The sequence below is a fragment of the Streptomyces sp. NPDC087428 genome (genome assembly GCF_044744085.1).
Taxonomy (GTDB): domain Bacteria; phylum Actinomycetota; class Actinomycetes; order Streptomycetales; family Streptomycetaceae; genus Streptomyces.
The window spans coordinates 1-2,999 of sequence record NZ_JBIUXR010000039.1 but is presented as its reverse complement, the minus strand read 5'-3'; the positions used below and the strand labels follow the sequence as shown (position 1 = coordinate 2,999).

The window sequence follows — 2,999 nt, the reverse complement described above, 5'->3', positions numbered from 1 at the left end:
CCCCCACCACCCACCCCAAACATCACCTCACGCAACGACCCACCCAACAACGGATCCAACACACCACACACCTCGTCCAACACCCGCCCGAACACAGGAAACCCCACCGCCAACTCACGACCCATCCCCACCCACTGCGAACCCTGACCCGAAAACACCAACCCCACACCACCACCCACCCCCGAAGAGGTGGCGAAGCGGGAGGGATCGGCGGCCAGTTCGCTCAGGGCGGCCTCCAGTTCGCCGCGGTCGGCGCCGGTGACAGCGGCCCGGTGGTCGTGCAGGGTGCGTGTGCCGGTCAGTGACCGGCCGATGTCCGCGGCGGTCGGCCCGGGGTGCTCGGCCAGGTGCGCGAGCAGTCGCTCGGCCTGGGCGGCGAGTGCCTGCTCGCCACGGGCGGAGACGAGCCAGGGGACGGCGGGGAGCGCGGTGGTGGGCGGTTCCTCCGTGGCGGGCTGGTCCTCCGGCGCCGCTTCGAGGATGACGTGGGCGTTGGTGCCGCTGACGCCGAACGCGGAGACGGCGGCCCGGCGCGGCCGGCCCGTGGACGGCCACTCCCGTGCCTCCGTCAGCAGCTCGACGGACCCGCTCGACCAGTCGACCATCGGCGTCGGCTCGTCCACATGCAACGTCCTCGGCACCACCCCGTGCCGCATCGCCTCCACCATCTTGATCACACCACCCACACCCGCGGCGGCGACGGTGTGGCCGATGTTGGACTTCAACGAACCGAGCAGGACGGGCTGTTCGCGGTCCTGTCCGTACGTGGCGAGCAGTGCCTGCGCCTCGATCGGATCACCCAGGCGGGTGCCCGTGCCGTGCGCCTCCACCACATCCACCTCGTCCGGCGACAGGCGCGCGGCTGCCAGCGCCTCACGCACCACCCGCTCCTGCGACGGACCGTGCGGAGCCGTCAGACCATTGCTCGCACCGTCCTGATTCACCGCACTCCCCCGCACCACCGCCAAAACCCGATGCCCGTTACGCCGCGCATCCGACAACCGCTCCACCACGAGCACACCCGCCCCCTCCGACCAGGACGTGCCGTCGGCGGCGGCGGCGAAGGACTTGATACGGCCGTCGGGCGCGAGGCCGCGCTGGCGGCTGAAGTCGACGAAGCCTCCCGGCGTGGCCGTGACCGTGGCACCGCCGGCCAGGGCGAGAACGGATTCCCCCCGGCGTACCGAGGCGACGGCCAGGTGCAGAGCGACCAGGGAGGACGAGCAGGCGGTGTCCACGGAGAGCGCGGGGCCTTCGAGGCCGAGGGTGTAGGCGATCCGGCCGGAGGCGACGCTGCTCAGCTTGCCGGTCATCAGGTAGCCCTCGAGCTCCGCGGGGCCCTCGAGACCGAGATAGCTCTGTTCGGTGATGCCCGCGAACACTCCGGTGCGAGAACCCCGAAGGGTGGCGGGGTCGATGCCCGCGTCCTCCAGCGCCTCCCAGGCCGTCTCCAGGAGAACCCGCTGCTGCGGGTCCATGGCCAGCGCCTCGCGCGGCGAGATGCCGAAGAAGTCGGCGTCGAACAGGGCCGCGCCGTCCAGGAATCCGGCTTCGCGGGTGTAGGAGGTGCCCGCTTCGTCGGCGTCGGGGCTGTAGAGGGCGTCCAGGTCCCAGCCGCGGTCGGCGGGGAACGGGCCGATCGCGTCCCGGCCGTCGGCGACCAGGCGCCACAGGTCACCGGGCGAGGTGACCCCGCCCGGGAACCGGCAGGCCATACCGACGATCGCGACGGGTTCGGCGTCGGCCGACTCCAGTTCGGTGATCCGCTCGCGTGCCTTCTGAAGGTCCGCGGTGACCCACTTCAGGTACTCGACGAGCTTCTGTTCCCGCTTCCCCTCCTTGCTCTCCTCCCGGGGCGGGTCGGAGGGGGTTGCCTTCCGGTCGGCGGTCGTGGCGGGCGGCTTGGCAGCAGACATGCGTAATCAGCCTCTCGTGGGTTCCGGGGCAGGACACGGGGAGGGGCCGGCCCCCATGCAGGGCGGCCCCGCGCCGCGTCAGTCGGCCACGCGGCCGAGCTGGGAGTCGATGAAGTCGAAGATCTCGTCGGTGGACGAGGCCGCGATCAGGTCGCGCACCTCGGCGCCGTCCGGAGCAGCGGTGCTGTACGCCTCGCCCGGGTCGGACAGCAGGTCCAGCAGCCCGTGCAGCCGGGTCGCGGCCTCGGACCGGAACGCGTCGCCGTCGGGCAACGCGCCGATCGAGGCCTCCACCTGGGCCAGTCCGGCCCGGAGGGCGGCGGACGGATCGGCGGGCGCAGCCGACTTCTCGATCTCGGCGGTGGCGACGGACAGCACGTGGCCGGCGAGGGCCGCCGGGCTCGGGTGGTCGAAGACGACGGTGACGGGCAGGCTCAGGCCGGTGGACCTGGCGAGCCGGTTGCGCAGCTCAACCCCGGTCAGCGAGTCGAGACCGAGCTCCTGGAACGGCTTGTCGGACGCGATGCCCGACGGGTCCGGATGCCTGAGGACGGCCGCGACCAGGGCGGTCACGGTCTCCAGCACATACGGCGCGCGCTGGGCCCCCGTCAGATCGGCGAGCCGTGCGGGCAGGGCGAGGGCCGCCTCGGGAACGTCGGGTTCCCGCTCCCGCGGTGCGGTCGGCGCAGGGCCGGACGTCCCGTTGACGGAGTGGGCGGGGTCGAGCCAGTAGCTCCGGTACTGGAAGGGGTACGCGGGCAGCGGCACGCGGCGCGCCCCGGACCCGGCGAAGAACGCCTCCCAGTCCACGTGCACGCCACGGCTGTGCAGTTCGCCCAGTGCCCGGACCACGGACTCCGGTTCGGAGTGTCCGGGACGCACCGAGACGAGGGCGGCGGTGGTGGTGTCCTGGTCGGGCACGGACTGGGCCGCGAGGGCGGCGAGCGTACCGCCCGGCCCGATTTCGAGGAAGGTGCGGACCCCCTGCTCATGCATCGTGGCCACCGCATCGCCGTACCGCACCGGCTCACGGACCTGACGCACCCAGTACTCCGGAACACGCAGGTCATCCCCCACCGCCAC

2 protein-coding genes are annotated in these 2,999 nt (G+C 72.4%); both read right to left on the bottom strand.

The window, feature by feature from the left end:
* A partial coding sequence (locus ACIO3R_RS39495; RefSeq protein WP_402111950.1) for a type I polyketide synthase occupies positions 1–1,916 on the bottom strand: 1,916 nt, incomplete at its 3' end.
* 78 nt (positions 1,917–1,994) lie between these two features.
* On the bottom strand, positions 1,995–2,999 hold a 1,005-nt coding region (locus ACIO3R_RS39490), incomplete at its 5' end, for a phosphopantetheine-binding protein (RefSeq protein ID WP_402111948.1).